Here is a 25,858-nt window from a genome sequence, read left to right as displayed (position 1 = left end):
CATGGCGCTGTTCCACTACCAGGCCCTGAATGCGCGCGGCGAACTGCTCGACGGCCAGATGGAAGCCGCCAGCAACGCCGAGGTGATCGCGCGCCTGCAGGAACAGGGTCACCTGCCGGTCGAGGCGAAACTGGCGAGCGAGGCGCGCGGCGCGTCGCTATGGAAGAACCTGTTCAAGCCAAGGCCCTTCGCCGGCGAGCGGCTGGTGCAGTTCACCCAGCAACTGGCGACGCTGCTCGGTGCCGGCCAGCCGCTGGATCGCGCGCTCGGGATCCTGCTGGAGTTGCCGGAAGACGAGTCCGCCAGGCGCACCATTTCCGACATCCGTGATGCGGTGCGTGGCGGCAGTGCGTTGTCGACCGCGCTGGAGCGGCAGCACGGTATGTTCTCGCGCCTCTACGTGAACATGGTGCGCGCGGGCGAGGCCGGCGGCAGCATGCACGAGACGCTGTCGCGGCTGGCCGACTACCTGGAGCGCTCGCGCGCGCTGCAGGGACGCGTCGTCAACGCGCTCATCTACCCCGCGATCCTGCTGCTGATGGTGGGCGCCAGCCTGCTGTTCCTGCTCGGCTACGTGGTCCCGCAGTTCGCGCAGATGTACGAGAGCCTGGACGCGGAGCTGCCGTTGCTCACCCGCGTGATCCTGGGCGTCGGCACGCTGGTGCGCGACTGGTGGATCGTGCTGCTCGCCGTACCCGCGCTGCTACTGTGGTGGTTCGACCGCAAGCGCCGCGACCCCGTGTTCAGGGAGAAGCTCGACGCGTGGTTGCTGGAGCGCCGGTTCGCCGGCAGCCTGATCGCCCGGATCGAGACTGCCCGCCTGACCCGCACCCTGGGCACCCTGGTACGCAACGGCGTGCCGCTGCTGACCGCACTCGGCATCGGCCGCAACGTCCTGGGGAACCGGGTGCTGGCCGCCGATGTCGAAACTGCTGCGGCTGAAGTGAAGAACGGCGTGGCGCTGTCCACCGCACTGGCGCGGGGCAAGCGGTTCCCGCGGCTGGCGCTGCAGATGATTTCGGTGGGCGAGGAGTCCGGTGCCCTCGACACCATGCTGCTGAAGACCGCCGATACGTTCGACACCGAGACCGCGCAGGCCATGGATCGCATGCTCGCCGCGCTGGTGCCGGTGATAACGCTGCTGCTGGCCGGCATCGTTGGCATGGTGATCATTGCCGTGCTGTCCCCGATTTACGACCTCACCAATGCCATAGGTTGACCATGAAAGCGCAGCGTTCCTTCCAGCCCGTGCCGAAGCGTTCGGCGCAATCCGGTTTCAGCCTGATCGAGATCATCATCGTGGTGGTACTGATCGGCGGCATCGTCGCGTTCGCGGCGAGCCGCATCCTCGGTGGCAGCGACAAGGCCAAGCACCACCTCGCCGAAAGCACCGTGCAGACGCTTGCCGAGAAGGTCCAGCAGTTCCAGACCGATACCGGACGCCTGCCGGCATCGCTGGAGGAACTCGTTACCCAGCCCGGCGACGCCAATGGCTGGCTTGGCCCGTATGCCCGCCCGGTTGACCTGAAGGACCCGTGGGGCCATGCGTACGAGTACCGCACGCCTGGCGAGAATGCCGACTTCGACCTGGTCAGCTATGGCGCGGACGGCAAGTCCGGCGGTAGCAGCGTCGATTCGGACATCCGGTACGAATAGTCCGTAGCCACCGCTCGTCGCCAGGTCCGTGCGAAGTCGCGTTGACGCGCGGCGCACGGACCGGTGCCCACGGTGGAGCCAATGGCCATGAAGCGCAGGCACGCAGGATTTTCGTTGCTCGAGATGCTGGTCGTGATTGCGTTGATCGCAGTCGCGTCGGCGCTCGCAGCCAGCGTCGTGACCGGCGGTTTTGCCGGCATGAAGCTGCGCGGCGAATCCAAGCGACTGGTTGCACAGCTGCGTTACACCCGGACGCAGGCGATCGCGACCGGGCAACCGCAGCGCTTCACCATCGATCCGCGGGCGCACACCTGGACCGCGCCGAACAGCCGCCACGGCGAGATACCGCAGCAACTGCACATTGTCTTCATCGGCGCGCGCGAAGTGCAGCCGCGCCGTGGCGAGGGCGCGATCATGTTCTTCCCCGATGGCGCTTCCACCGGTGGTCGCGTGCAGCTGAGCGCGAAGCAGTCGGCCGTGAACGTGGATGTCGCCTGGCTCACCGGCGAGGTGAAGCTGCGCCGCGGCGAGGTGCAGCGATGATGTCCCGCACGGGCCGTGCGCGCAGGCGTGGGCGCACGCAACTCCCGACGCCGCGCGCGTGCACCGGCGCGGCGAACGATCCGCGACTGTCGTCGCGCACCCGACGCGCCCAGGGTGGTTACACATTGCTGGAGGTCATCGTCGCCTTCGCGCTGCTCGCCGCGGCCCTCACGCTGCTGCTGGGCACGCTATCGGGTGCCGCCAGGCAGGTGCGCAACTCCGCGGATGCGGGCCGCGCTGCATTGCACGCGCAATCGCTTTTGGCTGGCGTGGGCGTTGGGCAGGCGCTCAAGGCAGGTTCGGATTCTGGCGATTTCGAAGGCGGAACGTACCGTTGGCAATTGGTCGTCCGGCCGTGGACCGATCCCACGCAACCCCGCAACGGCCTGGCCGACCTGGCCGCACCGCAGCTGATGGAAGTCGCGGTGAACATCGAGTGGGGCGACGGCGGGCCGCGCCGGCGCTTGCAGCTGCGTACGCTGCGGCTGGTGCCGGCCGATGCCGGGATCGGGCCATGAGCAACTGCGCCGCCAATGCATCGAGCCTGCGGGGCCGCGCCATGAAGGGACGCGACGTGCACTCGCCTGCTGCCGTCGGTGCCGGACGCCCTGCCGGAGGTCGCGGCGCCGTGCGTGGCTTCACCCTGATCGAGGTGCTGATCGCCACCGTGCTGCTCGCGGCTGGACTGGCGCTTGCCTTCGCCACCATCGGCGCGGCAACGAAAGTTACCCGCCGTGGCGAGGCAATGGCCGCGCACAGCGACCGCCTTCGCGTGGTCGAAGGCTTCCTGCGTCGACGCCTCTCCGCATCGCGTCCGATTCCCTACAAGTACGACACCACCAGCGGCATTGCCCAGCGGTTCGAAGGTGAGCCCGATCGCGTGAAGTTCGTCGCGGACCTGCCCGACTATCTCGGCCGCGGCGGCCCTTACCTGCACGAACTGGCCGTCGAAGACGACGGCGACGGCGTGCGCATCACCCTCGCGCTGAACATGGTGCTTGCCGGCCAGACCATCGAGGAACCACAGCCGCGGCCGCCGGAAGTGCTCGTCGACGGCCTCAAGTCCGTGCATTTCCGCTATCGCACCATTTCCCCCGATGGCGGCCTGGACGACTGGATGGATCGCTGGGAGAACGCTGACGGACTGCCCATGCTGGTCGAGGTCAGCCTGACCGATGCCAACGGCTTCGAGTGGCCGCCGATGGTGGTCGCACTGCCGATGGCACAGCCGACCGTCGCTCTTCCGGTGGCGCGATGAGTCCGCACAGTGCCCACCAACGCTCGCGCGGCGCCGCATTGTTGCTGGTGATGTGGTTGATCGCGCTGCTGGCCGCGCTGGTGGGTGCCTTCGCGCTGATCGCACACACCGAGTACCTGCAGGGCCGTGTGCTGGTGCGTGGACTGGTCGCGGAAAACGCCGCGCGCGCCGGCATCGAATATGCGATGACCCGCGTCGCCGATCAGGACACCCGCCGCGTCTGGCTGCCGGATGGGCGCACGCACCGCTGGCGCTACGCTGACGCCCGGGTGACGGTGAAGATCGTCGACGAGAACGGCAAGGTCGACCTCAACCAGGCCGACATGAACCTGTTGACGCAGCTGTTGAAGCGTTTCGAGGTCGAAGACCAGCAGGCGCAGCAGCTGGCTGCCGCGATCATGGACTGGCGCGACCCGGACGACCTGAGCCAGCCGGTCGGTGGCGCAGAGGACGCCGACTATGCGAGCGCCGGGCTGCCCTACGGGGCCAAGGACGCGGAGTTCGAGAGCGTCGCCGAACTCGAGCAGGTGCTGGGCTTCACGCCCGCGCTGTACGCCAAGCTGGAGCCGCACCTGACCGTGTTCAGTGGTCGCGCCCGGCCGGACCCCGCGTTCGCTTCCGCTCAGGTCCTCGATGCGATGGGCATGAACGGCCAGGACGTGGTCCGCCAGCGCCAGCAGTGGAATCCGGCATCGGGAACCCCCGCGCCCTCGTTGCCGGACCTGGGCTCGCTCGTGGGCGGCAATAGCGGCACGTATAGTATTGAGAGCCGAGCGCGGCTCGCCGATCGCCGTGAGGCGGTCCTGCGGGTGGTAGTGCGCGCGGGAGCGTCGGGGCCGGGATCGGCCTACACACCGTTGCGCTGGGAGGCGGGTTACTAACCCGCCTGCCGTCTGTTCTTTTGGGAGGAAGGAGCATCGCCACGACAAGTTCACCTGCTGGCGGACGGTTGCAGGACCGTCTGGGTCGCTTCAGTGCACGGTTGAGCGGATCCACGCTCCGGACCGGAACGGGCGGCTTTCTTTCCTGGTGGGGGCGTTCGCTCGCGGCCTGGATGCCGCCGCGCGTTCGCCAGTTGCTCGGAATGGATCGTGGGCGCCTGCTCATCCAGGTCGAAGGCGAATCCCTGCGCCTGCGCCTGCAGCGCGGCGAGGAGCTCCAGGACTTGGGCAACATCCCGGTACTCACGGACCTGGAGCCGGACAGCGATCCGCTGTCGCCCCTCCTGGGCACCCGCGGTTCCGACCTTCCGCGCTGGCTGCTGCTGCCCGCGGGCAGCGCGCTGCGCCGTCGCCTGCAGTTGCCGGCCGCCGCCGCCGATCGCCTGCGCGACGTAGTGGGTTTCGAGATCGAACGCCAGACGCCCTTCACCGCCGACGCCGTCGCCTACGATGCACGCGTGGTCGGTCGGCGCGAGGGCGATGGTCCGATCGACGCCGAGCTGGTCGCCGTGCCGCGCGCTGCGCTGGACCCGCAGACGGCCGCGCTGGGCCCGCTGGCGCCCCTGCTTGCCGGCATCGATGTCGCCGCCGCCGATGGCGTGCCGCTGCAGATCAACCTGCTGCCGCCCGCGCAACGCCGACAGTCGCGCGATCCGTGGCTGCTGTGGAACCTCGGCCTGGGCACGGTCTTCGTCATCGGTTCCGCACTGCTGCTGTACCAGCTGTTGCTCAACCGCGAATACGCTGCGGAGGTGTTCGAGGCACAGATCAAGAAGCAGTCCGAACCCGCCCGACGCGCCGCCGTGCAGCAACAGGAACTTGTCGCGCTGATCAACGGACAGAAATTCCTGCAGAAGCGTCGCGCCGACTACCCGACCGCGGTGGAAATCATGGACGAACTCAGCCGGCGGCTTCCCGACGGCACTTTCCTGGAAAAGCTGGCGATCGAGGAAAACCGCCTGACCCTGATCGGCCTGAGCAACGAAGCACCGGCCCTGATCGGCCGCCTGGACGGGTCCAAGATGTGGCGTTCCCCCGCGTTGGCCGGCGCGTTGCAGACCGATCCGACCACGCACAAGGACCGCTTCACCCTGACCGCCGATGTCGGCCCGGTCGCACCCGACAAGGAGACGCCGCGTGCAGCAGCCGGTGAGTAAACGCGATCGCTGGCTGGCGCTGGGCCTGCTGGTGGCGGCGCTGGCGCTGGCCTATGCCGTCCTGGTCCACCCGTGGTGGACGGTGCCGATGCAGGAAACCAACGAGCGCATCCAGACCCTGCGCGAGCGCGAACTGCGCCTGCGCATGCAGCTCAAGCAGTCGCCGCAGGTGCAACGGCAGCTGGAACATGCCCGCCAGGAGCTCGCGCGCGTGCCGGGTTTCCTGCCCGAACGCAGCGCCGAGCTCGCCACCGCTTCGCTGGTGCAGCGCCTGGAAACCGTCGTCGCGCAGGCCAGCCCCGGCAAGCGCAGTTGCGAGATCAGCAACCGTTCGCCGCTGCAGGAAAACACCCGCGACGCTTATGCGAAGGTGACCGTGCAGGTTCGCCTGCGCTGCGGCACCCCGGAACTGGCCAGCGTGCTGCACGCGTTGGAAGGCGGTACGCCGCGGCTGTTCGTGGGCAACCTCAACGTGCTCGGCCAGCGCGTGTTCTTCAATCCGGGCGATTCCGGCGCGCAGGGCGGGCTGGACATCAGCTTCGACCTCTACGGCTACCTGCAGCCGTCGGCGACCTCGGCCAGCGCGTCGCGCGCTGCGCCACGCCGGGTGGAGGACTTCGATGCGCTTTGACAGTGCCAGTCCACGCACCTGGTTGCTCGGCGGCGTCGCGGCGTGGTCCGTCCTGGCGCTGCTGATGGCGTTGGTCGGGATGGGACGCAGCATCGACAAGCTGCCCGACGACACCGGCCTGCTCAAGACCATCCCCAGCCTGCCCAAGCCCGCGCCCGAACGACTGCAGGTCATGGGCCAGTACGCTGAAATCGCCTCGCGCCCGCTATTTGCCGACGACCGCCGCCCGCATCCGTTCTCGTTGCAGCCCGAAGGCAGTGAGCAGCAGGCGAAGACCTTCGACTACATCCTGACCAGCGTGATGATCACGCCGGCCTTCAAGATGGCGATTATCCAGGCGCCCGACAACAGCACCGCGCCGTTGCGGATGAAGTTGGGCGAAGCCAACGACGCACTGCCGGGCTGGCAGCTGCAGAGCGTGGATCCGCGCTCTGCCGTGTTCATTGGGCCCGAAGGCGAACGCCGGCTGGAGCTGCGGGTGTTCAACGGCGTCGGCGGCGAAGCACCGACGGTCGCCGCGATGCCAGCGCCGACGGCCAATGCGCCGATGGAAGCGACCATGCCGCAGGCGCCCGCTGTCGCGGATGCAAACCAGGTGCCGCCGCAGCCGGGCGTTCCGCCGCCGGCGCAGCCGCCGCAGGCGCAGAAGTCGTCACCGCCCGTAAATGAACAAGCGCAGATGGATGCCATCCGCAAGCGCATCGAGGCCCGCCGCGCGCAATTGCGGCAGGAAGCCCTGCTGGAACAGCAGCAACAGAAAAAACCGGTCAAGTAGGTTCAACGCATGAATTTCGAGCACAACCCTTCGTACTTGCCCGGCCAACGGCCCCTCGTCCAGCGCGTCATCGCGGTGGGCGTGACCATCGCGCTCGCCGCATGTGCCACCGCGCCGGTACCGCAGGTACGCCGTGACGCCAATCCCGCCGCGCTGCAGACGCAGGCGGGGACGTCTTCTGTATCGGAAACAGTCATCGACAGCGGCAGCGGCGGCGTCAACAAGGAAGCGCTACCGCCGGAAGAAACCGGCCCACGCCCACAGATCCGTCGCGGCACCGGTCGCGTGATCAACCGCGAAGCCGCCTCGGCCGCACCGCCGGCGTTGCCAGCCACCGGCGGCGGCGCGACCTTCAACTTCGAAGGCGAATCGCTGCACGCCGTGGTCAAGGCGATCCTGGGCGACATGCTCGGCCAGAACTACGTGATCGCGCCGGGCGTGCAGGGCACGGTGACGCTGGGCACGCCCAAGCCGGTGAGTCCGGCCGAAGCGCTCAACCTGCTGGAGATGGTGCTGGGCTGGAACAACGCCCGACTTCTCTACACCGGCGGCCGCTACAACATCGTGCCCGCCGACCAGGCACTGGCCAGTGGTGCGGTCGCACCGCGCACCGGCGCGCCGTCGCTGGCGCGCGGCTACGAAGCCCGCACCGTGCCGCTGCGCTACATCTCGGCGACCGAGATGGAGAAGATCCTCAAGCCGTACGCACGGCCCAATGCCGTGGTGAGCGTCGACAACGCCCGCAACGTGATCAACATCGCCGGCACCCGCGCGGAGCTGGAGAACTACCTGCGCACGATCGAGATCTTCGACGTCGACTGGCTGTCGGGCATGTCGGTGGGCGTGTTCCCGCTCACCTCGGGCAAGGCGAACAAGGTCGTCGCGGATCTTGAGAAGGTCTTCGGCGAAGCGAGCAAGTCGCCGGTCGCGGGCATGTTCCGTTTCATGCCGCTGGAAGGCGCCAACGCCGTGCTGGTGATCACCCCGCAGGAAGCCTACCTGGACGACATCCAGGAATGGCTCGAGCGTATCGACAGCGCCGGCGGTGACGTCCAGCTGTATTCGTATGAACTCAAGTACATCAAGGCGAAGGACCTGGCCGATCGCCTGTCGGAAGTGTTTGGCGGCAGTCGTGGCGGTTCCAGCGGCAGCAGCGGCGCGCCGTCGCTGATGCCGGGGCTGGATTCAGTGGAGATCAAGGAGAGCGGCGACGGTTCTGGCAGCACTGCCGACATGAAGGGCGGTAGCGGTGACACCGGAGCGGGCTCATCCGGAAGCACGGGCGGCGAAATGGCCTTGGGCAACCGCAGCGGTGGCAATGGTGCGGTGACGCTGGAAGTCAACGGCGACAAGGTCGGGGTATCGGCGGTCGAGGAAACCAATTCGCTGCTGGTGCGCAGTGCGCCTTCCGCATGGAAGTCGATCCGCGACGTGATCGACAAGCTCGACGTGATGCCGCTGCAGGTGCATATCGAGGCGCAGATCGCCGAGGTGCAGCTCAATGGCGAACTCAAGTACGGCGTCAACTGGTACTTCGAGCAGGCAGTGAACCGGACCGTGGCGCAGCCGACTGCAGGCGTGGATGGCTGGGTTGGTGCCGGCTTGCCAAGCGCGCAGGGCCGTTCCATCTGGGGCGACATCGCGGGCAGCGTGAACGGCGGCGGGCTGTCCTGGACCTTCCTCGGCAGGAACGCGGCGGCGGTGATTACCGCGCTGGATACGATCACCGACCTCAAGCTGCTGCAGACGCCATCGGTGATGGTGCGCAACAACGCCGAAGCCACCTTGAACGTGGGTACGCGCATCCCGATCGAATCGGTGACGGTCACGCCGGGCGCCGGCAACGGCAGCTCGTACGGTCAGGTCCAGTACCTGGATACCGGCGTGATCCTCAAGGTGCGTCCTCGCGTGGGCAAGGACGGCATGGTGTTCCTGGACATCGTGCAGGAAGTGAGTTCGCCCGGCGCGCTGCCGGCGCGCTGCACGAATGCCAACGCCACCAACACCTCGCCATGCAATCCCCCGGTCAACACGCGCAAGCTCAAGACCGAGGCCGCCGTGCAGAGCGGCGACACGGTCATGCTCGCGGGCCTGATCAGCGATGGGACCTCGAAGGGAACCTCCGGCCTGCCTGGCCTTAGCCGACTTCCGATCATCGGGGGCCTGTTCGGCACCAAGAGCACCAAGAACGACCGCAGCGAAGTAGTGATCCTGCTCACGCCGACCGTCATCCGCGACGCGCAGGATGCGCGCGACCTCACCGACGAGTACGGTCGCCGCTTCCGCGCGATGGATCCACTGCAGCAAAAGCCGCGCGACACCCGCAAATAACGGGCATGCCTGACCTGCCCATCGTGGTGATCCCGGTAGGCGTCGACGACGAAGCGCTCGACGCCTGCCTCGCCGCACTGGATGCCGGCACGCCCGCGGGCACCCGCGTCTGGTTGGCCGACGACGCCCAGGTGGGTCCACGCGGCCACGCCATCATCGAACGCTGGCTCGCGCAGACACCGCTGCAGGCGCACTACACGCGCCGCCAGCGCAGCGTGGGCGAAGTCGCCCATCTCGATGAAGTCCTCACGGCCTGCGGCAGCGCCGACGTCGCCGTGCTTGCCTGCGATGCCGCACCGTTGCCCGGCTGGATCAACCGGTTGCGAGCCTGCTTCGCTGCCGATGGTGCGATCGCCTCGGCGACGCCGTGGTGCAACGTGGGGGAAATCGCCTCCTGGCCGCGCGTGGGTGACATCAATCCCGAGCCTGACGACGCCGCGCGGCTGTCGCGCGCCGCGGCGGCGATGCCCGGCACTCCGCCGGAGCTCCCTTCCGCGGTGACCCATGCCGTGTTGTTGCGTGGTGTCGCCCGGCAACGCGCGGGTGGCCTGGACACGGCGAGCTATGGATCCTGGTACGCCGCGTTGATCGACCTGTCGCTGCGCTTCTCAGGCCTGGGCTGGCGCAACGTGCTCTGCGATACCGCGTTCGTCGCGCGCCGCAGCGAAGGTGTGCCCTTCGATGGCGACCTCGACGCCATCGCCGCGCGCTGGCCGGGCTGGCATGCGCGCGTCGCCAACTTCCTGATGGAGGATCCGCTGCGCGCCCAGCGCGAGCAGTTGGCCCACCTGCTGCAGACCATCGGACCGCCGGAGGCGCAGGGTGACCTGTTTGCCTGATCGGAAGATGGAGCCAAGGCTTCACGCGGCGCGCGCCTTCCGCGCCCGTATCGTGCCCATGTGCATGGCGCACGCGGGGAGCTTGGTGCGATGAGACCCGACATCGCCGCCATCGTCGTCACCCACCGCAGCGCCGAGACCATCGACGACTGCCTGGCGCGCCTGCGCGCGGCCGACGGCATCGCCGCGATCCGCGTGGTCGACAACGATTCCGACGACGGCACGCTGGAGATCATCCAGCGCCATGCGCTGGCCGAACCGCGCCTGCGCTTCATTGCCAATCCAGACAATCCGGGGTTTTCCGTTGCCTGCAACCAGGGCGAAGCCGCACTGCCCGACGACGCAGGCCTGCGCTGGCTTGCGTTCGTCAATCCCGACTGCCTGGTCGAAGTCGACACGCTCGCGCGTCTGCGCGAGCACGCGCTCGCGGCCGGCGGCGCCATCCTGCTGGGCGCGGACCTGGTCGATGACGATGGCCTCCGCGACTCCGCCGCGCGCCGGCGCGACCCGGATTTCGCGGCGATGCTGCAGGCATTCCTGCGTGGTTCGTCGGCGGCGGGGCAGTTGGGAGTCGATCCCGACGATGCGGTGGACGTGCAGCAGGTGGACGCGGTATCCGGTGCGTTGATGCTGCTACCGCGCGTGCTCTTCCGGGTGCTGGGCGGATTCGACGAGAAATACCGCCTGCACGCCGAAGACCTGGATCTGTGCCGGCGCGCGCGCGATGCCGGCGCGAGTGTCGCGGTTGCCAACGACGTGCGCGTATTGCATGTGCGCGGGGTTTCGTCGCGTTCGCGGCCGGTGTTTGTCGAATGGCACAAGCACCGCGGCCTCTGGCGCTATTTCCGCAAGTTCGAAGCGCCACAGCGAGGCGCTCTCACTTGCGCTGCCGTGTTCGCTCTGGTGTGGCTGCGCTTTCCGATCGCCACCATGCGCGCGCTGATGCGGTCCTGAAAGTTTGCCGGCGCCTGCAGAATTCGCAGCCGGCTGCGCCGGCTGCGAGAGAGCGGCTCTATTTCTGGATCACCAGCATGTAGCGGGTGCGCGTGACTGACGACCCATCCGAGTTGATGCTGCTCGAATAGACGGTGGGCTGGATGGAGCTGATGATCCAGCCCAGCTGCGAGAGTTCCTTGATCGTGTATGTCGTCGCCCAGCCACAGTTGAACTTGTGCGCATTGAGCAGTTGCGGGTAGGTGGTTGTACTGGGAATGGTGGAGCTGCCGGTCTCGCTGAAGATGGGGCTGTAACAGATGGCGCCGTCGGCCGCATATGCCGGGCTGCAGGACAGTGCAGCGATGGCCGTGGCCACCAGGGCCAAATACGTTCCTTGCTTCATTGACAGTTCCTTTGTGGTTCCTTGAGGGCCCCGCGAGGCGGGGTCCCGGGATGATCCGCGATGGCTTCGGGGCAGGCAAGGCCGCGGCGACCATGCGTGCTCGCGAGCCCGCACGTCGAACCCGCCGGTCAGCGGTAACGATTGATCTCGTCGCGCAGCGCCTTCGCGGCCTGCGCGGCGGCTTCGGCGAAATCCTCGCCCTGCGACGCATACAGGATCGCGCGCGACGAACTCACGATCAGTCCGGTGCCATCGGCCGTCTTCGCGTTGGTCACGACGGCCTCGACATCGCCGCCCTGCGCGCCGACGCCGGGCACGAGGAAGGGCACGTCACCGACGATCGCGCGGACCTCGCGCAGTTGCGCCGGCCACGTGGCGCCGACAACGAGCGCGCAATTGCCATTGCCGTTCCACTCACGCGCGATCTTCTCGGCGACGTGCTGGTACAGCGGTCGGCCCACGCCGCCGTCGGCATGGACGACGAGATCCTGCAGGTCGCCTGCACCGGGATTCGAAGTGCGGCACAGGATCACCACACCGCGATCGGCGCGATCGAGGAACGGCTGCACGGAGTCGCGGCCCAGGTAAGGATTGGCCGTCACCGCGTCGGCGGCGTAACGGTCGAAGGCTTCGGCGGCGTAATGCTGCGCCGTGCTGCCGATGTCGCCGCGCTTGCTGTCGAGGATCACCGGGATGCCTGGATGCGCGGCATGGATGTGCGCGATCAGTCGCGCCAGCGCGTCTTCCGCGCCCAGCGCCGCGAAATGCGCGATCTGCGGCTTGAAGCTGCAGGCGAAATCAGCCGTAGCATCGACGATCGCACGGCAGAAGTTGAACACCGCGTCCGGATTGTTCGCGAACCGCGCCGGGAACTTTGCAGGTTCCGGATCGAGCCCCACGCACACCAGCGAGTTGGCCTGTTCCCAGCGCGTGCGCAGTGACTGCATGAAGCTCATCGTCGATCCTCGTTCAGAACGCACGGATGCCGTCAGTACGGCTGCCCGTCCAGGTGGAAAAAGCGCCAGCGCCCATCGACGGTGCGCCCGGCCATGTCGTCATCCGGATACTGCACTTCTTCGCCAGCGTGACGGCTGCCGATTTCCAGATAGACGACATCGGTCGCGCCGCGATTGACCAGGTGGTGCGCATCGCCAGTGCCGGCGGCGAAGCCGGCACACATACCCGGCTGCAGCAGCGTTTCGCCGGCATCGGTCACCAGCGTCGGCGTGCCTTCGAGGATGTAGACGAACTCATCCTCGTGCGAGTGCGAGTGGCGCAGGGCGGAGCAGGTGCCCGGCGGCAGGCGGCTCAGGTTGACGCCGAACGCGGTCAGCCCGAACGCATCGCCGAGTACGCGCTTGGCACGCGCGCCGACCCGCGACGCGAACGGCTCGGGATAGCTCGAGCCGATACGCGGCGCCACCGATCCGGCGAACAGCGCGACGGGCTTGTCAGCGTCGCTCATGCCTTACTTCAGCGCCTTGAAACGCAGGCGATGCGGCTTCGCGCCTTCCTCGCCCATGCGGCGCTTCTTGTCTTCCTCGTACTCGCGGTAGTTGCCCTGGAAGAACTCCACGTGCGAGTCGCCTTCGAAGGCAAGGATGTGCGTGGCGATGCGGTCCAGGAACCAGCGATCATGCGAGATCACGAAGGTGTTGCCCGGGAACTCGAGCAGCGCGTCTTCGAGCGCGCGCAGCGTTTCGATGTCGAGGTCGTTGGACGGTTCGTCGAGCAGCAGCACGTTGCCGCCCTGCAGCAGGGTCTTGGCCATGTGCAGGCGGCCGCGCTCACCACCGGACAGCGTGCCGACCATCTTCTGCTGATCCTGGCCCTTGAAGTTGAAGCGGCCGATGTAGGCGCGCGACTGGATCTCGATGCCGTTGATGTTGAGGATGTCGAGGCCGCCGGAAACTTCCTGGAACACGTTGTGGTTGCCGGTCAGCGCGTCGCGGCTCTGGTCGACGTAGGCCAGCTTTACGGTCTGGCCGGTTTCGATGGTGCCGGAGTCCGGCTTTTCCTTGCCGATGATCATCTTGAACAGCGTCGACTTGCCGGCGCCGTTGGGGCCGATGATGCCGACGATCGCGCCAGCCGGCACGGAGAAGCTGAGGTCGTCGATCAGCAGGCGGTCACCGAACTTCTTGCTGACGTTCTTGAACTCGATGACCTTGTTGCCCAGGCGCTCGCCCGGCGGAATGAAGATCTCGTTGGTTTCCTGGCGCTTCTGGTAATCGACCGCCTGCAGTTCCTCGATGCGCGCCAGACGCGCCTTGCCCTTGCTGCGGCCGCCCTTGGCATTGCTGCGGGCCCATTCGAGTTCCTTCTGGATCGCCTTCTGGCGCGATTTTTCCTGGTTCTCTTCCTGCTTCAGGCGATCGCCCTTCTGCACCAGCCAATCGGTGTAATTGCCCTTCCACGGAATGCCGCGGCCGCGGTCGAGTTCCAGGATCCACTCGGCGGCGTTGTCGAGGAAGTAGCGGTCGTGGGTGACGGCCACCACGGTGCCGGTGTAGCGGGCGAGGAACTGTTCCAGCCACTCGACCGACTCGGCGTCCAGGTGGTTGGTCGGTTCGTCGAGCAGCAGCATGTCGGGCTTCTGCAGCAGCAGCTGGCACAGCGCGACGCGACGCTTCTCGCCGCCCGACAGGTTGCCGACGATGGCTTCCCACGGCGGCAGGCGCAGCGCGTCGGCGGCGACTTCCAGCTGGTTTTCCAGCGTGTGCGCGTCGCCGGCGGCGAGGATGGCTTCCAGGCGCTGCTGTTCGGCGGCGAGCTTGTCGAAGTCGGCGCCGTCCTCGGCGTACGCAGCGTAGACGGCATCGAGCGCGGCCTGCGCGTTGATGATCTCGCCCAGGCCCACTTCCACGGCCTGGCGCACGGTGTGGGTCGGGTCGAGCTGCGGTTCCTGCGCCAGGTAACCGACCTTGATGCCCTTCTGCGGACGGGCTTCGCCGACGAAGTCGGTGTCGACGCCGGCCATGATCTTCAGCACCGTCGACTTGCCGGCGCCGTTGAGGCCGAGCAGGCCGATCTTCGCGCCCGGGAAGAAGGACAGCGAGATGTCCTTGATGATCTGGCGCTTCGGCGGCACGACCTTGCTGACGCCGTTCATGGTGTAGATGTATTGCGAGGACATTGGGGCTTCCAGGTCGAACGCCGCGCCGCGCCTGGTCAAAGGCGGAGCGCCGCAGGGGCAGGCACCGGCGACCTGCGCGGGGCAGGGCCGAAGGGAATCGGGATAGCCGCGAATTATAGCGGTCCGGGCCACCTTCCGCCCCCGGAACCTCTCGATCACGGCGTGGCGGGCCTTGGCCCGCCATCGAGACGCGCAGCCAACGTTCCGGTGGGACCAAGGCGCCAACCTGGGCCTTATGGCGATCCGTCCTGGCAGGCCAAGGCCCGCCCTGCGCAAGCTAAACTTGCCGTTCCTCCCCGTCCCCCCACCTCCCGGAGCCCCGATGTTTCCGCGTGACGCCCGTATCGAAGGATTTGACCCCGAACTCGCCCAGGCCATCGCCAACGAGAACCGCCGCCAGGAAGACCACGTCGAGCTGATCGCGTCGGAGAACTACGCCAGCCCGCGCGTGATGGAAGCGCAGGGCAGCAAGCTCACCAACAAATACGCCGAAGGCTATCCGGGCAAGCGCTACTACGGTGGCTGCGAATACGTCGACATCGCCGAGCAGCTGGCGATCGACCGCGTGAAGCAGCTCTTCGGCGCCGACTACGCCAACGTGCAGCCGCATTCGGGCTCGCAGGCCAACCAGGCGGTGTACTTCGCGCTGCTGAATCCGGGTGACACGATCCTGGGCATGTCGCTGGCCCACGGTGGCCACCTGACCCACGGCGCCAAGGTCAACATCTCCGGCAAGCTGCTCAACGCCATCCAGTACGGCGTCAACGACCAGGGCCTGATCGATTACGACGAAGTCGAGCGCCTGGCCGTCGAACACAAGCCGAAGATGGTCGTTGCCGGCTTCTCCGCGTATTCGCAGGTCATCGACTGGGCGCGCTTCCGCGCCATCGCCGACAAGGTTGGCGCCTACCTGTTCGTCGACATGGCCCACGTTGCTGGCCTGATCGCCGCCGGCGTGTACCCGAACCCGGTCCCGCACGCGCACGTCGTCACCTCGACCACGCACAAGACCCTGCGCGGCCCGCGCGGCGGCATCATCGTCGCCAAGGCCGATGCCGAGATCGAGAAGAAGCTGCAGTCGATCGTGTTCCCCGGCATCCAGGGCGGTCCGCTGATGCACGTGATCGCGGCCAAGGCCGTCGCCTTCAAGGAAGCGCTGGAGCCGGAATTCACCGCCTACCAGCAGCAGGTCGTGAAGAACGCGCAGGCGATGGCGAAGACGATCATTGCGCGCGGCTACAAGATCGTCTCCGGCGGCACCGAAAACCACCTGATGCTGGTCGACATGATCGGCAAGGGCATCACCGGCAAGGCCGCCGAGGAAGCCCTCGGCAAGGCCCACATCACGGTGAACAAGAACGCCGTGCCGAACGATCCGCAGAAGCCGTTTGTCACCTCCGGCCTGCGCATCGGCACCCCTGCCGTCACCACGCGCGGCTACAAGGAACCCGATTGCGTCGCGCTGGCCGAGTGGATCTGCGACGTCCTCGACAACCCGAACGATGACAACGTCATCGCCGGGGTGCGCGAGAACGTGACGAAGCAGTGCCGGCAGTTCCCGGTCTACGGTTGAACCACACGACTCCCCGCGAAAGCGGGGAGTCTGCTTTCAGGCCCCGGCTTTCGTGGGGCCGAGCACCACGCGCTGCGGGGCAGGGCTCTGTAGGAGGCAGTAGGGCGGGCCTCGACCCGCCGCTCAGACTCGCAAAGCCCTCATCACCTCGGACTTAGCGACGGCGGGTCGAGACCCGCCCTACAATCGTCCCCAGGATCCCAGACCGGCGCCGCGATGCATTGTCCCTTCTGCCAGCATGTCGACACCCGCGTCATCGATTCGCGCGTTTCCGATGACGGCGCCACCATCCGCCGTCGCCGCGTCTGCGAAGCCTGCGGCGAACGCTTCAGCACCCTCGAAACGATCGAGCTGAAGCTGCCGATGATCATCAAGAGCGACGGCCGCCGCGAGGCCTTCGACGCCCGCAAGCTGCGTTCCGGTTTCGACCGCGCGCTGCAGAAGCGCACCGTCTCGGAGGAGCAGATCGAAACCGCCGTGCGCGCCGTGGTCCACCACCTGCGCATGACTGCGGAGCGCGAACTGGATTCGCGCCGCGTCGGCGAGTTCGTGATGACGGAGCTGCGCAAGCTCGACCATGTCGCCTACGTGCGTTTCGCCTCGGTGTACCGCGCCTTCGAGGACGTCGCCGACTTCCGCGAAGTGCTCGACCGCCTCGAGCACGACAGTTCGTCCGAAGGCCAGCTGCCGCTGCTCGACGAGGACGTCGCCCAGGCCGAGAAGCGGCGCAAGCGATGAGCGGGTTCGCGCGCCGGCTGGTGGTCGGATCGGTGCTGGCGATGCTGGTGGCCGCGCCGCTGCAGGCGGGCAGCCACGCCAAGCCAGCCACGGCGCCAGCCACGACGCCACCTGCGGCCGAGACCGCGGCCGCACCGGCCGTCGATACTGCCCTGGTCGGCCACTACTACCTCGAAGGGATCATGGAAACCGGCTCCGAGCTTCTGCTGCGCGAAGACGGACGGTTCCAGTGGTATTTCAGCTATGGCGCGCTCGACCTGATCTCGGAAGGCAAATGGAGTCGCGAGAAGGACAACGTCGTGCTCGTGCCTGATGTCTTCCGCGCTCCACCGGATTACCAGCAGATGGAGTTCAAGCGCATGCAGTTGCGTGTCGATGGCCAGGAACTGATCCCGGCGTGGCCGTGGGAAAGCGGCGAGGAACGCGGGAGGTACGTGCGTGAGTGAGACTGCGTTCACCGCTACCGACCACCTGATGATGGCGCGCGCGCTGCGCCTGGCCGAACGCGGCGCGTACACCACGCGACCCAATCCGATGGTCGGCTGCGTGATCGCGCAGGGCGATGCCATCGTCGGCGAAGGCTTCCACGCGAAGGCCGGTGAACCGCATGCGGAAATCTTCGCGCTGCAAGCCGCGGGCGAACGCGCCAAGGGCGCCACGGCCTACGTCACCCTGGAGCCCTGCGCGCACACCGGCAAGACCGGTCCGTGCGCGGATGCGCTGATCGCCGCCGGCGTGGGGTCCGTGGTTGCGGCGATGCGCGATCCGTTCCCGCAGGTGGACGGCGCGGGTTTCGCGAAACTGCAGGCCGCCGGCATCCAGGTGCGCAGCGGCCTGATGGAAACGCAGGCGCGCGACCTCAACCACGGCTGGCTGTCGCGCATCGAGCGTGGCCGTCCGTGGGTACGAGTGAAGCTGGCGACCAGCCTGGACGGCCGCAGCGCGCTTGCGAGCGGCGAATCCAAGTGGATCAGCGGTGAAGCCTCCCGCAAGGACGTGCAGCGTTGGCGAGCCCGGGCCGGCGCGATCCTCACCGGCGCCGGCACCGTGCTGATCGACGACCCGCACCTGACCGTGCGCCTGGGCGACGACACGCCGTTCCAGCCGCCGCTGCGCGTGGTGCTGGATCCGGGGCTGGCGACAGTCGCGCGCGGCCACGTGCGCGATGGTGAAGCGCCCACGCTCTACATCCACGCTCCGGATGCCAAGCCGCCGCGCGGCGTCGACGCGCAGATGGCCGCCGCACCGGTGATCGAAGGGCGCTTCGACCTGGCTGCCGTGCTGAAACTGCTGGCGCAACATGAGATCAACGAAGTGCAGGTCGAAGCCGGTGCGACCCTGGCGGGTGCCTTGCTTGCCGCCGGTTTGGTCGACGAGATTTTGCTTTACGTCGCCCCGCTGCTGCTCGGCGAACGCGCGCGACCGTTGTTCGATGGCCTGCGCATCGATGAGATGACCCAGCGATTGAACCTCACCATCGTGGAGGCGCGGAGCATCGGGACGGATTCGCGATTGCTGCTACGGCCGCGCCACGAGTGAAGCCAGGCGCGACAGGAACGACCGCGCCGCAGCGCGCTGGAATGCCCACTCGCGGCGACTGGAAGGCAAGCCCCGACGGGAGCTGGCATATCGGTGTCGCTGGAAGGTGGCGGAGCGACATCGTCGCAGCACGCGACATTGTCCCGGCGTTGATTGGATAAGTTTCGACACAAGGCGCCTGTACCTAGGAAGGGAATGCCCTCGTCGCCACAGTGTCAGGCGCCACAACATCTGGCCAGGGAGTTGATATGAATCTCGCAGATGCAAAAATTGCCCAATTGCTCATCCCCATCAGGGACTTTGACGCAGGAGTCGCCTTTTACCGGGATACGCTGGGTATCCCCTTTCTCTTTGCGGCGCCTCCGCAAATGGCATTTTTCAACTGCGGTGGGGTCCGGCTTCTGGTTGGCGTCATGCCACCAGGACAAGAAGCGCAAAGAGGCTCTGCCATCTATTTTCAAATTCAAGATATCCATTCCGTCTTCGCTTCGCTCAAAGGACGTGGTGTCTCGTTCAAGTCCGAGCCGCATGTGGTGAATCGCACGCCCCGTTCGGAGCTCTGGCTGGCGTAGTTCGTCGATCGGGATGGCAACCAGTTGGCGCTCATGAGCGAGATCTTGCAAAGTGGCGCCTGAAAGAGTCATTGAAGCCGAGTTGCATCGAGACTTGGCTTCAGGCGTTAAACCTCAGGAATGGCTTTCTGCGCAACGTACTTTTCATCTGCAGTCAAAACAGGTTGCGCAGCCCAATCGCTGAGCAGGTCTTTGCCGATTGGCCCGGCATTGAGACTTCGTCGGCAGGGGTCAATCAAGGTGCGGACAATCCAGTCACTCCTGAACTGCTTGGGTGGGCGGACCTGATTTTCGTCATGGAGCGCACTCATCGCTCCAAACTTTCAGCCAAGTTCAAACAGCACCTGGGCAATAAGCGCGTCGTGTGCCTGGATATTCCAGACGATTACGAGTTCATGGATCCCGCACTCGTACGCCTTCTCAAGGCCAAGGTCCCCGGCTACTTGCCGTCTCTCTGATCGCTGCGTAAGCCTGATGCCTGACGATTCACCAGGCGAAGCGGCACGCCTTCACGCGATTTCCAAGTCACTCCGCCCGCCACCGTAGAATGGGTGCATGGCCTTCAAGGACCACTTCTCCGGCGTCGCCGACGCCTACGCCGCCGCGCGACCGGAATACCCCGACGAGCTTTTCGACCTGATCGCCGCCCGCGTTCCGCGCGATGCACGAGTCTGGGAGCCTGGCTGCGGCAGCGGACAGGCCACGCGCGGGCTCGCCGCGCGCTTCGCCCATGTGTACGCGACCGATCCGAGCGCACAGCAGGTCGCGCAGCATTGGGCATCCCCAGGTCGCGGCAACGTCACCGTCGCGGTCGAGCCCGGCGAACGCACGACGCTCGCCGACGGCAGCGTCCAGCTGGTCGCCGTGGCGCAGGCGTTGCACTGGTTCGACCGCGAACCCTTCTTTGCCGAATGCGATCGCGTGCTCGTGCCCGGTGGCGTGCTGGCGGCATGGGGTTACGCCGATTTCGTCGCGCCGGAGGGCATGGTCGAGGCCGTCGCGGACTTCCGCACCCGGATCGATCCGTACTGGCCGCCCGAGCGGGAACTGATCGACGCCCATTACGCGGGCTTCGACTGGCCGTTCCCCGCCTTGCCAACACCGTCGCTATGGCTGGAAGCCGAGTGGACCTTGCCGCACTTCCTGCGCTACCTGTCGAGCATGTCCGCGACTGCGCGTTGTCGTGCCGACATGGGCGAAGACCCGGTCGCGCGCCATGCCGACGCACTGGCAGCCGCCTGGGGCGAGGCCGGCGAACTGCGCACGATCCAGTGGCCGTTGTTCCTGCATCTGCGGCGGAAGGCGTCGGGCGGGTCTTGACCCGCCGCTCGAAGCGTCGCGATTTGGTGAAGGCGGGCCAAGGCCCGCCCTACGCCTTTTCGAGGCATGCCTCGGCCCCCTTTCCGGATGTACCGAAGGGGGCCAAGCCTCACCCAACCGGCCCCATGCCCTGAGCCCACCCCACAGCGTTCCGTCCCCGCCGCCTGGGCCTCCGGAACCCGGATGCTAGAATTCGTCCCGCCGGCTCGCCGGCACCACAACTCGTAACGTCTTCAGGGCGGGGTGGAATTCCCCACCGGCGGTAGGCGGGTCGCTGTCGATGACGGCCCCTGCGAGCCCGCGAGCGCCTCCAGCGGTTCATTTCGATGACCGGGGAGGGTCAGCAGATCCGGTCCAATGCCGGAGCCGACGGTCAGGCGATCCGGTTTTCCGGAACGCCCACAGTCCGGATGAAAGAAGACGGCTTCCGCATGGCCTTGCGGCCGTGCGCATGCCTCATGCCTTGGGGCGTTTTTCGCCAGCTTTTTTGCGGGAAACGTTCACATGTCCAAGCTCCAGCACCATGGCCGCGTCGCCTCCAACGGAGAGGTGCGCTGATGTTCACCGGGATCATCGAGGGCGTCGGCCGCATTGCCGCGCTCGAGCCGCGCGGCGGCGATGTCCGCCTGCGCGTCGACGTGGGCACGCTGCCGTTCGAAGGCGTGCAGCTGGGCGAAAGCATCGCCGTGAACGGCGTGTGCCTGACCGTCGTGGAGTTCGATGCGTCGTCCTTCGCCGCGGATGCGTCGAACGAGACGCTGTCGCTCACCACGCTGGGCCACCTGCGCGAAGGCGCCGCAGTGAACCTCGAGCGCGCGATGCGTCCGACCGACCGCCTCGGCGGCCACCTGGTCAGCGGCCACGTTGACGGTGTCGGTCGCGTGCTCTCCATCACCGACGACGCCCGTGCACAGCGCTGGCGTTTTGCCGCGCCAGCCGCGCTGCTGCGCTACATCGCGAAGAAGGGCTCGATCTGCGTCGACGGCGTCAGCCTCACCGTCAACGAAGTCGACGCTGCCGGCTCCGAAAGTACCGGCTTCGAAGCGACCGGCTTCGAAGTCGCGCTGATCCCGCACACCGTGTCCCATACCGCGTTCGCGCATACCGGCGTCGGCGATGCGGTCAACCTCGAGATCGACCTGGTCGCGCGCTACGTCGAACGTCTTCTTTCAGGCACCTCGCCGTCGGGCAATGCTGCCCCTGGAGCCAACGCATGAGCTTTGCCCCGATCCCCGAACTGCTGGAAGAAATCCGCGCCGGCCGCATGGTCGTGATCGTCGATGACGAGGACCGCGAGAACGAAGGCGACCTGATCATGGCCGCCGAACTGGTGCGTCCGCAGGACATCAACTTCATGGTCACCCACGCGCGCGGCCTGGTGTGCCTGTCGCTCACGCGCGAGCGTTGCCGCCAGCTCGGCCTGCCGCCGATGGTGCGCGACAACACTTCACCCCACCACACCAACTTCACCGTGTCGATCGAAGCGGCCGAAGGCGTCACCACCGGCATTTCCGCCTACGACCGCGCCCACACCGTGCGCACCGCGGTGCGGCCGGACGCCAGCGCTGCGGATCTCAGCCAGCCCGGTCACATCTTCCCGCTGATGGCGCAGCCCGGCGGCGTGCTCAACCGCGCCGGCCACACCGAAGCGGCGAGCGACCTCGCGTTGCTGGCGGGCATGGAACCGGCCGGCGTGCTGGTGGAGATCCTCAATCCCGACGGCTCGATGGCGCGTCGTCCGGAGCTGGAAGTGTTCGCGCGCGAGCACGGCCTGAAGATGGGCTCGATCGAGGAACTGATCCGCTACCGCCTCGCCACCGAACACACCATCGAACGTGTCGACGACCGCGAGGTCGAGACCGAACACGGTCCGTTCCGGCTGGTCAGCTATCGCGATCGCCTCAGCCACGGCCTGCATTTCGCGATGGTGCGCGGCGAGATCGACGCGGCGACGCCGACGCTGGTGCGGGTCCACGTCCAGAATCCGCTGGCCGACACCCTGCATTGGCGTCGCGCGGACTTCGGTCCGGCGGTCGGCGATGTGCTTGCGGCGATTGCCAGGGCCGGAAGCGGTGCGCTGGTGCTGCTGGGCGACCACGCCGACGCCGAGACACTGCTCGCGCGCGTGCGGGCACAGCCGCAGGCCGACACGCATGAGGCGCACGGGGATGCCGCATCCATGGGGCGCGGCCACGCACTGGCGCAATGGCGCCGCAACGGCGCGGGCGGACAGATCCTTGCCGACCTGGGCCTGGGCAAACTGCGCGTCATGGGTACGCCGCGCCGACAGATCGGCCTGGCGGGGTTCGGGCTCGAAGTCGTCGAGTACGTCGAATCCGCCTCCTGATCAGCACGCCTTGAGGAAGCCGGCCCTGACGAAGCCGGCCCTGACGAAGCCGGCCCTGACCAGGCATGCCCCGACGGCACGCATTGACCGGCGTCGCCATCGGGCGGGGTAAACTGTTCAACCAACACACAACGACGTCCCCATGCCCCATTTCGAAGGCGACATGCGAGCCCCGCAAGGTGCCCGCTTCGCGATCATCGCCAGTCGCTGGAACCCGCGGATCACCGATTCGCTCGTGGCCGGCGCCCGGCGCACCTTCGCCGAACACGGCGTGGGCGAGGATGCGGTCGACGTGATCCGCGTTCCCGGCGCGTGGGAGCTGCCGCTGGTGGCCGCGCGGCTGGCGCAGCGCGGCGGACACGCGGCCATCGTCGCGCTGGGCTGCGTGGTGCGCGGCGACACCCGCCACTACGAGCAGGTGGCCGACGGTTGTTCCGATGGCCTGATGCGCGTCGCGCTGGACAGCGGCATCCCGGTTGCCAACGGCGTGCTGGCGGTGGATCGTTTCGAGGACGCGCAGGCGCGCGCCGGCGGCACCCACGGCAACAAGGGTGAGGAAGCCGCGCTGGTCGTATTGGAGATGGCGCAATTGCTGGAGCAACTGTCATGAACCGACGCCGCAACGATGGAATCGATCCGGTCGCACGCTCGCGTGCGCGTCGCCGCGCCCTGCAGGCCGTGTATGCGTGGCAGCTCTCGGGGACCAACGCACGCGACGTGATTGCGCAGTTTGCCCACGAGCAGGCGCACGAAGTCGCCGACCTGGAGTATTTCGAAGACCTGGTCCGCGGCGTCGACAAGCATTGCGAGGAACTGGACGACGCGCTCGCACCGTTCCTGGATCGCGACATCGAACAGGTCGACCCGATCGAGCGCGCCGTGTTGCGCATCGCCGCGTATGAACTGCGGCAGCGCCGCGACGTGCCGTATCGCGTCGTGCTCAACGAGGCGATCGAGACCGTGAAGCGCTTCGGCGCCGAGCATGGCCACACCTACGTCAATGGCGTGCTCGACCACGCCGCGGCAGCGTGGCGCGCGGTGGAAGTGCAGTCGGCGCGTACGCGCTGAAATCATTCCTGTCGGAATGATCTGGATCAGCAGCCACGCGTGCCGGTTCCTGCCGCGCGCTGCGCTGCGTTGGAGTGCAGCGTGACCGACCCCTCCCGTGGCGCGCTCGAATTCGATCTGATCGAGCGCATCCGCGCGCGTGCCGCGACGCGCGACGACGTCGTGCTCGGTATCGGCGACGACGCGGCGATCCTGCAGGTGCCCTCCGGGCGACATCTGGTCGTCGCCACCGACACGCTCAATCGTGGCGTGCATTTTCCCGACAACACCGCGCCCGCCGACATCGGCTGGAAGGCGCTGGCAGTGAACCTGTCCGATCTGGCGTCGATGGCTGCGCAGCCGGCGTGGTGCACGTTGTCGCTGTCGTTGCCGCAGGGTGATGCGGACTGGGTCGATGCCTTCCTCGACGGATTCCTGGAACTCGCCGCGCAGCACGACGTTGCATTGGTCGGCGGCGATACCACGCGCGGCCCGCTGTCGGTGTGCGTGACCGTACACGGCTTCGTCCAGCCAGGAGCGGCGTTGCTTCGCAGCGGCGCGAAGGTGGGCGATGACATCTGGGTGACCGGCACGCTGGGCGATGCCGCCGGTGCGCTGGCGCAGTGGCGGGCCGGGGCCGTTGTCCAACCGGAGTTGCGGGCGCGTTTGGACAGGCCGGTTCCCCGTTTGGCACTGGGTTCCCGCCTCGTCGGAATCGCACATGCCTGCGTCGACATTTCCGACGGCCTGCTCGCGGACCTGCAGCATGTCTGCGTTGCGAGCGGCGTGGGCAGTGAAATCGAACTTGACTCGCTGCCGGCTTCAACGGAATTGAGCGTGGCATTCGAAGTCGCGCGACGCCAGGCCATCCAGGCGGCGGGTGGCGACGACTACGAGCTGTGCTTCACCGCGCCGAGGTCGGCGCGCTCAGTCATTGAAAGAGTCGCGGTTGAAACGGCCACGTCGGTCGCGCGCGTGGGCCGGATCGTCGCGGGCAACGGCACTCGCGCTTTGCAGACGGATGGCAGCGAGTGGAGCGCGCCCGGCACGGGTTTCGTCCACTTCGCATGAGTGGCCGCTAGAGCAGCGCTTACTTCGTATCCGTCACAACCTCGTCGCACTTCTTGCCGAACAGGCCGCCGAGAGGACCTGGCTTGCATGGCTCGGGCTGCTTCACCGGTGCGCGCGGCGTCGCCGCGGCGATGCGGTCGGCACGCAGCTTCGCCAGCTGCGCCTTGATCTGCGGCATCACTGCCAGTGCGGCGCGTTCGCCTTCGAGGATCGCGTTGTTGCGCTGTTCGAAATCGGCAGCGCCGATGTCGTTGACGCTCGGACGGATCACGACGTTCGCGCGTGCCAGCTCCTGCTGGCCGAGCTTCTGGCCCATGATCGTGATCGACTGGTTCACCGTGCCCAGCAGGCTGCCCGGGTTCTTGCCGCTGGCCCTGGACGAGATGTCCACCGCGATGACGTAATCGGCGCCAAGCTGGCGTGCGGCATCGACCGGCACCGGGCTGACCACGCCGCCATCTACGTAATGCTTCTGGCCGATCACCACCGGCTCGAATACGCCGGGAATGCTGCTCGAAGCCCGCACGGCTTGGCCGGTGTTGCCGCGGATGAAGACGGTGCGCTCGCCGGTCTCCAGTTGCGTGGCCACCACGGCGAACGGTTTTTTCATGCGCTCGATCGGACGGTTGGCGACGAGCTGGTTGACGTAATCCTGCAGCTTCTGGCCCTTCACCACGCCGCCGGAGAACAGGCTGACGTCGCGGATCTCAGATTCGTCGAGGCCGAACGCCGTCTTCTGCATCTGGAATGCATCCATGCCGCTGGCATACAGCGAGCCAACCACGCTGCCGGCGCTGGTGCCGGAAATCACGTCGATCCGGATGCCGTTGGCTTCGAGCATCTTGATCACGCCGATGTGAGCGAAGCCCTTGGCTGCGCCGCCGCCGAGCGCGATGCCGATGCGGATCGGCTTCACCTGGATCAGCTTGGGCGGGGTGGCAGGTTCCACTGCGGTGGGACGCGTGTTGCCGCCGCTGGCGCAGGCAGCGAGGAGCGTGAGCGAGAAGGCGGCGAGCAGTGCGAGCGGACGGGCGGACATCAGGCT

At 67.1% G+C, this 25,858-nt stretch carries 29 protein-coding genes and 1 riboswitch; of the genes, 24 read left to right on the top strand and 5 right to left on the bottom strand.

The features are described 5' to 3' along the window. Position 1 precedes the first annotated feature (1 nt). The 12 genes from xpsF to ACYVD7_RS01820 all read left to right on the top strand — a co-directional run bounded on the left by xpsF (position 2) and on the right by ACYVD7_RS01820 (position 11,085). Positions 2-1,219: a type II secretion system protein XpsF gene (gene xpsF / locus ACYVD7_RS01875; RefSeq protein WP_460758508.1), complete on the top strand. Its 1,218-nt coding sequence runs from the start codon at positions 2-4 to the stop codon at positions 1,217-1,219. Between the two features lie 2 nt (positions 1,220-1,221). Further along, positions 1,222-1,656, top strand: a complete 435-nt coding sequence (gene gspG / locus ACYVD7_RS01870; RefSeq protein WP_460758505.1) for a type II secretion system major pseudopilin GspG — start codon at positions 1,222-1,224, stop codon at positions 1,654-1,656. An 87-nt stretch (positions 1,657-1,743) separates the two neighbouring features. Then, positions 1,744-2,199 (top strand): type II secretion system protein XpsH, encoded by a 456-nt coding sequence (gene xpsH, locus ACYVD7_RS01865; protein ID WP_460758504.1) that lies wholly within the window; start codon positions 1,744-1,746, stop codon positions 2,197-2,199. Continuing rightward, positions 2,199-2,717: a type II secretion system protein XpsI gene (xpsI, locus tag ACYVD7_RS01860; RefSeq protein WP_460758502.1), complete on the top strand. Its 519-nt coding sequence runs from the start codon at positions 2,199-2,201 to the stop codon at positions 2,715-2,717. Before xpsH ends, xpsI begins: the two co-directional genes overlap by 1 nt. Positions 2,718-2,758: 41 nt before the next feature. Further along, positions 2,759-3,457: a prepilin-type N-terminal cleavage/methylation domain-containing protein gene (locus ACYVD7_RS01855; protein WP_460758744.1), complete on the top strand. Its 699-nt coding sequence runs from the start codon at positions 2,759-2,761 to the stop codon at positions 3,455-3,457. Further along, on the top strand, positions 3,454-4,338 hold the full coding sequence (locus ACYVD7_RS01850) for a type II secretion system minor pseudopilin (RefSeq protein ID WP_460758501.1): 885 nt from the start codon (positions 3,454-3,456) through the stop codon (positions 4,336-4,338). Before ACYVD7_RS01855 ends, ACYVD7_RS01850 begins: the two co-directional genes overlap by 4 nt. Positions 4,339-4,541: 203 nt before the next feature. Further along, positions 4,542-5,555, top strand: a complete 1,014-nt coding sequence (locus tag ACYVD7_RS01845) for a PilN domain-containing protein (protein WP_460758499.1) — start codon at positions 4,542-4,544, stop codon at positions 5,553-5,555. Then, positions 5,500-6,186 (top strand): type II secretion system protein GspM, encoded by a 687-nt coding sequence (gene gspM / locus ACYVD7_RS01840; protein WP_460758498.1) that lies wholly within the window; start codon positions 5,500-5,502, stop codon positions 6,184-6,186. Before ACYVD7_RS01845 ends, gspM begins: the two co-directional genes overlap by 56 nt. After that, on the top strand, positions 6,176-6,961 hold the full coding sequence (locus ACYVD7_RS01835; RefSeq protein ID WP_460758497.1) for a type II secretion system protein XpsN: 786 nt from the start codon (positions 6,176-6,178) through the stop codon (positions 6,959-6,961). The genes gspM and ACYVD7_RS01835 overlap by 11 nt, the downstream gene beginning before the upstream one ends. 9 nt (positions 6,962-6,970) lie before the next feature. Further along, positions 6,971-9,292 carry a type II secretion system secretin GspD gene (gene gspD / locus ACYVD7_RS01830; protein WP_460758495.1) on the top strand — a complete coding sequence of 774 codons (2,322 nt, stop codon included), beginning with the start codon at positions 6,971-6,973 and terminating at the stop codon, positions 9,290-9,292. 5 nt (positions 9,293-9,297) lie between these two features. Further along, on the top strand, positions 9,298-10,131 hold the full coding sequence (locus ACYVD7_RS01825; protein ID WP_460758492.1) for a glycosyltransferase family 2 protein: 834 nt from the start codon (positions 9,298-9,300) through the stop codon (positions 10,129-10,131). Positions 10,132-10,221: 90 nt separating this feature from the next. Further along, complete coding sequence (locus ACYVD7_RS01820; RefSeq protein ID WP_460758491.1) at positions 10,222-11,085, top strand: glycosyltransferase family 2 protein; 864 nt, start codon at positions 10,222-10,224, stop codon at positions 11,083-11,085. Between the two features lie 58 nt (positions 11,086-11,143). On the opposite strand, the gene ACYVD7_RS01815 is transcribed toward ACYVD7_RS01820, so the two are convergent. The 4 genes from ACYVD7_RS01815 to ettA form a co-directional block, all read right to left on the bottom strand. Then, on the bottom strand, positions 11,144-11,470 hold the full coding sequence (locus tag ACYVD7_RS01815) for a hypothetical protein (RefSeq protein ID WP_460758490.1): 327 nt from the start codon (positions 11,468-11,470) through the stop codon (positions 11,144-11,146). A 128-nt stretch (positions 11,471-11,598) separates the two neighbouring features. After that, a complete protein-coding gene (gene pyrF / locus ACYVD7_RS01810; RefSeq protein WP_460758488.1) occupies positions 11,599-12,426 on the bottom strand; it encodes an orotidine-5'-phosphate decarboxylase in 828 nt (275 codons plus the stop codon). 32 nt (positions 12,427-12,458) lie between these two features. After that, the gene (locus ACYVD7_RS01805) at positions 12,459-12,935 is read right to left on the bottom strand and encodes a cupin domain-containing protein (protein WP_460758486.1); all 477 of its coding nucleotides are present in this window, start codon (positions 12,933-12,935) and stop codon (positions 12,459-12,461) included. A gap of 3 nt (positions 12,936-12,938) precedes the next feature. Next, positions 12,939-14,606 carry an energy-dependent translational throttle protein EttA gene (gene ettA / locus ACYVD7_RS01800; RefSeq protein WP_460758483.1) on the bottom strand — a complete coding sequence of 556 codons (1,668 nt, stop codon included), beginning with the start codon at positions 14,604-14,606 and terminating at the stop codon, positions 12,939-12,941. Between the two features lie 322 nt (positions 14,607-14,928). Here ettA and glyA point away from each other — a divergent pair, with 322 nt between their 5' ends. From glyA to thiL, 12 genes are all read left to right on the top strand, one after another. After that, positions 14,929-16,179 carry a serine hydroxymethyltransferase gene (gene glyA, locus ACYVD7_RS01795; RefSeq protein ID WP_460758482.1) on the top strand — a complete coding sequence of 417 codons (1,251 nt, stop codon included), beginning with the start codon at positions 14,929-14,931 and terminating at the stop codon, positions 16,177-16,179. A gap of 216 nt (positions 16,180-16,395) precedes the next feature. Then, positions 16,396-16,917 (top strand): transcriptional regulator NrdR, encoded by a 522-nt coding sequence (nrdR, locus tag ACYVD7_RS01790; RefSeq protein ID WP_460758480.1) that lies wholly within the window; start codon positions 16,396-16,398, stop codon positions 16,915-16,917. Beyond that, positions 16,914-17,363 (top strand): hypothetical protein, encoded by a 450-nt coding sequence (locus ACYVD7_RS01785; protein ID WP_460758477.1) that lies wholly within the window; start codon positions 16,914-16,916, stop codon positions 17,361-17,363. The genes nrdR and ACYVD7_RS01785 overlap by 4 nt, the downstream gene beginning before the upstream one ends. A gap of 28 nt (positions 17,364-17,391) precedes the next feature. Continuing rightward, positions 17,392-18,456 (top strand): bifunctional diaminohydroxyphosphoribosylaminopyrimidine deaminase/5-amino-6-(5-phosphoribosylamino)uracil reductase RibD, encoded by a 1,065-nt coding sequence (gene ribD / locus ACYVD7_RS01780; RefSeq protein ID WP_460758742.1) that lies wholly within the window; start codon positions 17,392-17,394, stop codon positions 18,454-18,456. Positions 18,457-18,704: 248 nt separating this feature from the next. Continuing rightward, a complete protein-coding gene (locus ACYVD7_RS01775) occupies positions 18,705-19,028 on the top strand; it encodes a VOC family protein (RefSeq protein ID WP_460758476.1) in 324 nt (107 codons plus the stop codon). A 128-nt stretch (positions 19,029-19,156) separates the two neighbouring features. Next, the gene (locus ACYVD7_RS01770; RefSeq protein WP_460758741.1) at positions 19,157-19,486 is read left to right on the top strand and encodes a low molecular weight protein tyrosine phosphatase family protein; all 330 of its coding nucleotides are present in this window, start codon (positions 19,157-19,159) and stop codon (positions 19,484-19,486) included. 97 nt (positions 19,487-19,583) lie between these two features. Next, positions 19,584-20,348 (top strand): class I SAM-dependent methyltransferase, encoded by a 765-nt coding sequence (locus ACYVD7_RS01765; RefSeq protein WP_460758473.1) that lies wholly within the window; start codon positions 19,584-19,586, stop codon positions 20,346-20,348. Between the two features lie 225 nt (positions 20,349-20,573). Next, positions 20,574-20,774, top strand: a riboswitch (FMN riboswitch). A gap of 131 nt (positions 20,775-20,905) precedes the next feature. After that, positions 20,906-21,565: a riboflavin synthase gene (locus ACYVD7_RS01760; RefSeq protein WP_460758471.1), complete on the top strand. Its 660-nt coding sequence runs from the start codon at positions 20,906-20,908 to the stop codon at positions 21,563-21,565. Next, positions 21,562-22,695 (top strand): 3,4-dihydroxy-2-butanone-4-phosphate synthase, encoded by a 1,134-nt coding sequence (ribB, locus tag ACYVD7_RS01755; protein ID WP_460758469.1) that lies wholly within the window; start codon positions 21,562-21,564, stop codon positions 22,693-22,695. Before ACYVD7_RS01760 ends, ribB begins: the two co-directional genes overlap by 4 nt. A gap of 142 nt (positions 22,696-22,837) precedes the next feature. Beyond that, positions 22,838-23,305: a 6,7-dimethyl-8-ribityllumazine synthase gene (gene ribH, locus ACYVD7_RS01750; protein ID WP_460758467.1), complete on the top strand. Its 468-nt coding sequence runs from the start codon at positions 22,838-22,840 to the stop codon at positions 23,303-23,305. After that, positions 23,302-23,763 (top strand): transcription antitermination factor NusB, encoded by a 462-nt coding sequence (nusB, locus tag ACYVD7_RS01745; protein WP_460758465.1) that lies wholly within the window; start codon positions 23,302-23,304, stop codon positions 23,761-23,763. Before ribH ends, nusB begins: the two co-directional genes overlap by 4 nt. Before the next feature lie 81 nt (positions 23,764-23,844). After that, positions 23,845-24,813 carry a thiamine-phosphate kinase gene (gene thiL / locus ACYVD7_RS01740; RefSeq protein WP_460758464.1) on the top strand — a complete coding sequence of 323 codons (969 nt, stop codon included), beginning with the start codon at positions 23,845-23,847 and terminating at the stop codon, positions 24,811-24,813. A 19-nt stretch (positions 24,814-24,832) separates the two neighbouring features. Here the strand turns inward: thiL and ACYVD7_RS01735 are convergent, their stop codons facing one another. After that, positions 24,833-25,852, bottom strand: coding sequence for a patatin-like phospholipase family protein (locus tag ACYVD7_RS01735; protein ID WP_460758462.1), 1,020 nt, complete (start codon positions 25,850-25,852; stop codon positions 24,833-24,835). Positions 25,853-25,858: the final 6 nt, after the last annotated feature.

Source organism: Lysobacter fragariae, assembly GCF_054779775.1.
Note: the sequence above shows the minus strand (reverse complement) of the source record. Positions and strands in the feature narration are given on the sequence as shown.

What these genes read in the sequence shown, in the direction of transcription:
- ACYVD7_RS01735 (WP_460758462.1), bottom strand. Translation starts at nt 25,852, where the DNA reads ATGTCCGCCCGTCCGCTCGCACTGCTCGCCGCCTTCTCGCTCACGCTC.
- ribH (WP_460758467.1), top strand. Translation starts at nt 22,838, where the DNA reads ATGCCCCATTTCGAAGGCGACATGCGAGCCCCGCAAGGTGCCCGCTTC.
- ACYVD7_RS01850 (WP_460758501.1), top strand. Translation starts at nt 3,454, where the DNA reads ATGAGTCCGCACAGTGCCCACCAACGCTCGCGCGGCGCCGCATTGTTG.
- ACYVD7_RS01765 (WP_460758473.1), top strand. Translation starts at nt 19,584, where the DNA reads ATGGCCTTCAAGGACCACTTCTCCGGCGTCGCCGACGCCTACGCCGCC.
- ACYVD7_RS01820 (WP_460758491.1), top strand. Translation starts at nt 10,222, where the DNA reads ATGAGACCCGACATCGCCGCCATCGTCGTCACCCACCGCAGCGCCGAG.
- ACYVD7_RS01775 (WP_460758476.1), top strand. Translation starts at nt 18,705, where the DNA reads ATGAATCTCGCAGATGCAAAAATTGCCCAATTGCTCATCCCCATCAGG.
- pyrF (WP_460758488.1), bottom strand. Translation starts at nt 12,426, where the DNA reads ATGAGCTTCATGCAGTCACTGCGCACGCGCTGGGAACAGGCCAACTCG.
- ACYVD7_RS01825 (WP_460758492.1), top strand. Translation starts at nt 9,298, where the DNA reads ATGCCTGACCTGCCCATCGTGGTGATCCCGGTAGGCGTCGACGACGAA.
- ACYVD7_RS01815 (WP_460758490.1), bottom strand. Translation starts at nt 11,470, where the DNA reads ATGAAGCAAGGAACGTATTTGGCCCTGGTGGCCACGGCCATCGCTGCA.
- nusB (WP_460758465.1), top strand. Translation starts at nt 23,302, where the DNA reads ATGAACCGACGCCGCAACGATGGAATCGATCCGGTCGCACGCTCGCGT.
- gspD (WP_460758495.1), top strand. Translation starts at nt 6,971, where the DNA reads ATGAATTTCGAGCACAACCCTTCGTACTTGCCCGGCCAACGGCCCCTC.
- ACYVD7_RS01835 (WP_460758497.1), top strand. Translation starts at nt 6,176, where the DNA reads ATGCGCTTTGACAGTGCCAGTCCACGCACCTGGTTGCTCGGCGGCGTC.
- xpsI (WP_460758502.1), top strand. Translation starts at nt 2,199, where the DNA reads ATGTCCCGCACGGGCCGTGCGCGCAGGCGTGGGCGCACGCAACTCCCG.
- nrdR (WP_460758480.1), top strand. Translation starts at nt 16,396, where the DNA reads ATGCATTGTCCCTTCTGCCAGCATGTCGACACCCGCGTCATCGATTCG.
- ACYVD7_RS01760 (WP_460758471.1), top strand. Translation starts at nt 20,906, where the DNA reads ATGTTCACCGGGATCATCGAGGGCGTCGGCCGCATTGCCGCGCTCGAG.
- xpsF (WP_460758508.1), top strand. Translation starts at nt 2, where the DNA reads ATGGCGCTGTTCCACTACCAGGCCCTGAATGCGCGCGGCGAACTGCTC.
- gspM (WP_460758498.1), top strand. Translation starts at nt 5,500, where the DNA reads ATGTCGGCCCGGTCGCACCCGACAAGGAGACGCCGCGTGCAGCAGCCG.
- ACYVD7_RS01785 (WP_460758477.1), top strand. Translation starts at nt 16,914, where the DNA reads ATGAGCGGGTTCGCGCGCCGGCTGGTGGTCGGATCGGTGCTGGCGATG.
- gspG (WP_460758505.1), top strand. Translation starts at nt 1,222, where the DNA reads ATGAAAGCGCAGCGTTCCTTCCAGCCCGTGCCGAAGCGTTCGGCGCAA.
- ACYVD7_RS01805 (WP_460758486.1), bottom strand. Translation starts at nt 12,935, where the DNA reads ATGAGCGACGCTGACAAGCCCGTCGCGCTGTTCGCCGGATCGGTGGCG.
- glyA (WP_460758482.1), top strand. Translation starts at nt 14,929, where the DNA reads ATGTTTCCGCGTGACGCCCGTATCGAAGGATTTGACCCCGAACTCGCC.
- ACYVD7_RS01855 (WP_460758744.1), top strand. Translation starts at nt 2,759, where the DNA reads ATGAAGGGACGCGACGTGCACTCGCCTGCTGCCGTCGGTGCCGGACGC.
- ACYVD7_RS01845 (WP_460758499.1), top strand. Translation starts at nt 4,542, where the DNA reads ATGGATCGTGGGCGCCTGCTCATCCAGGTCGAAGGCGAATCCCTGCGC.
- ribD (WP_460758742.1), top strand. Translation starts at nt 17,392, where the DNA reads ATGATGGCGCGCGCGCTGCGCCTGGCCGAACGCGGCGCGTACACCACG.
- ribB (WP_460758469.1), top strand. Translation starts at nt 21,562, where the DNA reads ATGAGCTTTGCCCCGATCCCCGAACTGCTGGAAGAAATCCGCGCCGGC.
- xpsH (WP_460758504.1), top strand. Translation starts at nt 1,744, where the DNA reads ATGAAGCGCAGGCACGCAGGATTTTCGTTGCTCGAGATGCTGGTCGTG.
- ettA (WP_460758483.1), bottom strand. Translation starts at nt 14,606, where the DNA reads ATGTCCTCGCAATACATCTACACCATGAACGGCGTCAGCAAGGTCGTG.